This is a genomic window from Microbacterium sp. Kw_RZR3 (assembly GCF_029222405.1).
Taxonomy (GTDB): domain Bacteria; phylum Actinomycetota; class Actinomycetes; order Actinomycetales; family Microbacteriaceae; genus Microbacterium.
Genome location: NZ_JARHXC010000336.1, coordinates 1 through 3,921 on the forward strand (window position 1 = coordinate 1; position 3,921 = coordinate 3,921).

At 69.0% G+C, this 3,921-nt stretch carries 4 protein-coding genes; 1 reads left to right on the top strand and 3 read right to left on the bottom strand.

All coding sequences use genetic code 11. From position 1 onward, the window contains the following. The coding region (locus tag P2P98_RS18885) for a hypothetical protein (protein ID WP_275801818.1) at positions 1–582 on the bottom strand (582 nt) is incomplete at its 3' end. An 80-nt stretch (positions 583–662) separates the two neighbouring features. Beyond that, entirely contained in the window at positions 663–1,283 is a 621-nt protein-coding gene (locus P2P98_RS18890) for a hypothetical protein (RefSeq protein ID WP_275801819.1), read from the bottom strand. 204 nt (positions 1,284–1,487) lie between these two features. On the opposite strand from P2P98_RS18890, the gene P2P98_RS18895 reads away from it, so the two are divergent. Then, positions 1,488–2,135 carry a helix-turn-helix domain-containing protein gene (locus P2P98_RS18895; RefSeq protein ID WP_275801820.1) on the top strand — a complete coding sequence of 216 codons (648 nt, stop codon included), beginning with the start codon at positions 1,488–1,490 and terminating at the stop codon, positions 2,133–2,135. A 13-nt stretch (positions 2,136–2,148) separates the two neighbouring features. Here P2P98_RS18895 and P2P98_RS18900 read toward each other — a convergent pair whose 3' ends face one another. Beyond that, the gene (locus P2P98_RS18900) at positions 2,149–3,792 is read right to left on the bottom strand and encodes an ATP-binding protein (RefSeq protein WP_275801821.1); all 1,644 of its coding nucleotides are present in this window, start codon (positions 3,790–3,792) and stop codon (positions 2,149–2,151) included. Between the last annotated feature and the right edge of the window lie 129 nt (positions 3,793–3,921).

Genomic DNA, 3,921 nt, shown 5'->3' on the forward strand with positions numbered 1-3,921 from the left:
TTCGTCGTCGAACGTCGAGTCGGGCGCGTCGGCCTGGATGGCCTTGACGACGACGTCGAAGGCGACCGAGGCACCCTGGAGGTCGTTGGCCGTCGTGGACGGCAGCGAGACTCGGTAGTCGAGCGTCGTCGAGGTGCCCGCGTCGAGCGCCGACGCGCTCTTCTGCAACACCGCCGCGGCGGTGGCGATCGACGTGGGGGCCGACCAGTTGCCGGCACCGCCCTGGCGGAACTCGATCTGCACAGCGTCGAGGAAGCCCGCCTTCGTCGGCGTACCGGGATCGAGGTCGGCAGCCCAGAGGAACTTCGCGGTGCCGGAGTTCGAGATCGTGATGCTGCCTTCTTTGCCCCCGGTCGAGTCCGCGGATGGCAGCAGATTCGACACCTCGATCTTCGTAGCTCCCCCCGACGTCAGTGAGTCGAGGACGACCGTCGCCGCGGTGAGCTCGTTGCCGGTCATCTTCTGCTGGTCGGTGAACCAGGCGCCCGAGGCGAGGGTGCCCCCGACGCCGGCGAGGACGAGGGCGCCGGCTGCGAGAGCCATCTTGCGCTTGGTGCCGCGCGTTGCCGTGTTGGTCGTCATGCGTGTTTCTCTTTCTGGAGAGGTGGATGGTGCAGAGAAATGGCCGCGCGCGGCCGAGCGACTCGAGGATCGAGCCACGATCAGGGGGAGGGGATCTGCTGCGCGATGGCGCGCACGTCGAAGGACACGTGCGCGCCCTGGACGCTGTTGTCGACGGTCTCAGGGAAGCCCGCGCTCACCGCCACATCGACCGACGTGCCCGCCGCGAGCGTGAACACCCTCGTGGGTGCGGTCTCGTCGAGGCCCTGTGACGTGGACCCCAAAGCGGAGTCGAAGCCGACCTGAACCTGGTCGGCGACGCCCGCGGCATCGGAGGTGACCACCGTGCCGAAGAACACCGCTGCCGGCGCGGCGGACGTGTTGGAGAGACGGAACGTCGAGGTCGTCGCCGCCTGACCCGCCACGACACTCACCCCCGCGTCGGGGTGGTCGACGTGCGTCACGTCGAGGAAGTCGCAGGCCTGCGACGACGACGCGTGCGCGCTCGTGGCAACCGGAGGCAGGGCGACGAGTCCGAGCGCCAGCAGGACGAGCACCGTCGCACCGGCGGCGAGGGCCCGGCGCCGCCAGAGCGCGACGGCGACGCCCGCGATGAGGAGCACGGCTCCGAGCACCGCGAAGGGGAGCCACTCCATGCCGGTCAGCGCCAGCGATCCCGAGGGAAGTGCGGCGCCCGGAGTCTTGATCGGGCAGGGATTCATGGCATCTTCGCATTTCAATATATCGACGTATAAGCGATTTGAAAGGTAGCGCCGTACGGCAGCCGATGCAAGTGCGAGAGGCTTCGGGAGCATTGTTCTCGGCGACACACGCCTTTCGAATCGGACGTTATCGACGCTTTCGATCCGCCGCCTCTTGATTGCGGACAGGCCGTAATGAGATTCAGCATCCGGCAGAATCTCCGCGTGACGAATCGCGCAGACGCCGCCGCCCGAACCCGACGCCGCATCCTGCAGGCGGCGGCCGAGCTCTTCAGTGAAAACGGCTACGGTCAGACGACTCTGCAAGCCATCGCAGACCGCGCCGGCGTCTCGGTCGAGAGCGTCGGCTTGGCCGGCCCGAAACGGCGCCTCGTCTTCGCCGCGTTCACCATGGCTTTCGCCGGGCACGGCGAAGCATTCCCGGTCAGCGGCGAACCCGCCTACGTCGATCTGATGCAGCGGATGCCACTCCCGCAGGCGATCGACGAGTACCTCACCCTTCTGACCGCCGCGATCGCCCGGACGCACCGGCTCTGGAACGCTCTTCGCGCGGCCGCGGATGCCGACCCCCGAGCGGCGGTCATGCTCGAGCAACTCCGCGCAGAACGCCGGCGCGAGTTCGAGCGATCTGCGCGCACGCTCGCAGAGCTCGCGGGCCTGCCACACGAATCGATTCCCCTGCTCGTGCGCGAGTTCTTCGCCATCGCCTCACACGAGGTCTACGACCTGCTCTCCCTGGAGTTCGACATGAGCCCCGCGGGGTTCACCGACCGGCTGCGCCGTCAGCTGGGCCAACTCATCGCCGAAGCCGGCGCAGCCTCCGCGGGTACGCCACGCACGACGTCTGGGTGAGGGCGCCCGTGACTCAGCGCGCGCCGGGACCGACGACGGGGAGCTCCAGCGTCACCGTCGTCCGCTCGCCCGGATCGCTCTCGATGTGCACGCGCCCCGCGTGCGCGTTGACGATCGCGCGCACCCTCGTGAGCCCCAGGCCATACCCCTGGACGGCGCGCGAGCGCGCGTGAGCGGTGCGGTAGAAGCGATCGAAGACCCGGCGCTGCTCGGCGCGGGAAAGCCCGACACCCTCGTTCGACACCGCCACCCGAACGCGATCCTCGTGCGCCCGACAGGTCACCGACACGGGCGATTCCGGTTCGCCGAACTTCACCGCGTTCGTCAGGATCTCGGCGACCGCCTCCTCCAGCCGCTCGCGATCCGCGCGCACCTGCACGCGCTCGGCGCGCGCGATTTGCACGGGCGTCGATCGAGCGTCGGCGAGCTTCGCAATGCGCCGAGCCGCGGCATCCACGATCTCCCGGATGTCGACCTCGGCGAAACGAAGGTCTCGGTCGCATCCGGTCGCCGCGACGAGGTCGGTGACCCGATCGAGCAGGTCGGCGGCGCGACGGTTCACCACGTCGATGTACTGCCGCAGCTTCGGATCCTCGTGTCCGACGGCATCGTCGATGAGGGCGAGGAAGCCCGTCACGCCGGTGAGGGGTGTGCGCAGCTCGTGCGAGACCGTTCGGAGGAACTGCTCGCGCACCTCGATCGCATCGGCGAGCTCGGTGACGTCGTGCGCGACGACGACGGTCCCCTGGACGGACCCGTCCGGCCGGCGGAGCTGGTTCGACGAGGCGAGCACGGCCATTTGCGCCTCGGGCGGCCCGAGCCACGCGAGGTGCCCGCGGATCACCTCGCCCCGCAGGGCGCGTGGGATGAACTGCTCCTCGGGCGGGATCCGCGTTGAGCGGTCACCGGCGAGCACGTTGCCTCCCGCGTACGGAAGCTCGTCGAGCCGGAACCCCGCAGCGCGGGCCATCTCGTAGGCCGCGGCGTTCGCCACCCGGAGGCGTCCCTCCTCGTCATAGAAGGCCACGCCCGCGGCGACCGTGTCGAGGATCCCGATCACGAGGGACTCGGCGTCTCGCGCACCCGCGAGGGCTTCCACCTGAGCTCGATTCGCCAGGGAGAGCTGATGGCCTCGACGCCCCAGCCGACGCGCCGCCAGAAAAGACATGATGGCCAGCGCGAGTATCACGAGGGGAAGGCTCGTGACATTCGCCCATTCCGTGAACGTCTGCGGCGAGGCACCGGCGTACACGAATCGGAACACGAGCATCCCGATCGAGCCGACCACCACGAGGGCGAGCCCGGCCCACCCGAACGAGTACGCCGCCCACACCATGGGGAAGATCGCCAGCAGAATGACCCACGGCAGCACGCGAGTCACTTCAGCGCGGATGAGTGTCACCGCGACGACATCGAGGGCGGCGACCGCGATCATGGCCACGGGGGCGAACCGCTCCCACGGGACGAGCATCGCGAGCGCCGTCGCCGAGACACCGACGGCGAACCCGACGATCGAGATGGGCATCACCAGGATCGACGGATCGACCACGAGGACAACGATCGCCACGTAGACGAGCCCGAAGAAGAACGGGAGCTGCGTCTGCGCGGCCAGGGCGCGACGCCCCTCCGGCGTGCGCGTCGCCTGGAAGATGGGCACGGGCCACCCACCGCCTCTCACCTAGCGGGTCATGGGGACGGCGGCCACGGCCTGTCAGATGCGGGGCGAGTCGCGGCAGCCAGCCAACGAAAGGTAGGTTATCCGACCATCCGCTGTCTGCAAGCCCAC

Excerpts from the sequence above, each read along its gene's own strand:
- P2P98_RS18890 (WP_275801819.1), bottom strand. The coding sequence starts at position 1,283 with ATGAATCCCTGCCCGATCAAGACTCCGGGCGCCGCACTTCCCTCGGGA.